This is a genomic window from Vibrio sp. 1288 (assembly GCF_033344475.1).
Window position 1 is genome coordinate 1 of sequence record NZ_JAWPOX010001059.1, and the last position, 532, is coordinate 532.

Sequence of the window (532 nt, forward strand, 5' to 3'; positions counted from 1 at the left end):
TCGCTTTAAAAATAATGAGAAACACATCTCATAAGATAATGAGAGCAAAGTCGAAATAAATCAGACACAAAAAATAAGCCACTCGATGCGAGTGGCTTATACCGTAAATTTAATACCGTTTTAGACGCGGCGTCGCCAGCCCAATACAGCGAGTAACATCAGAGCCCAATAAGAAACACTGCCGCCACCCTCCGAATTTTTGAACGTCGTTGTTTTCAAAGAAGCAACAACCGTCACGGTCACTTCACCCGTTGCAGTCGCACCTTTGCCATCCGAAACCGTGTATTGCAGCTTGATACCGTCAGCCGGACTATCCGGTGCTTGAAAGCGGATTTTTCCGTTCTCTACACTCGCGATTCCTACGCCCGTTAAGTTTTGTACACTTTGTACAACCAGTTTATCGCCGTTCACGTCCGAATCATTGCCCGCTGCATCAATCACAATGCTTTCACCGACGGCTACTGTCGCCGTATCCGCTAGCGTAATTGGAGCTGAGTTTCGCACGGTTAAATCGATGGTCGCACTGGAAGTT

1 protein-coding gene is annotated in these 532 nt (G+C 47.0%); it reads right to left on the minus strand.

Translation table 11 applies throughout. The annotated features are described in order from the left end of the window. Positions 1–120: 120 nt before the first annotated feature. Positions 121–532, minus strand: a 412-nt coding sequence (locus tag R8O11_RS30890; protein WP_318195346.1) for an Ig-like domain-containing protein, incomplete at its 5' end; no start/stop codon positions are given.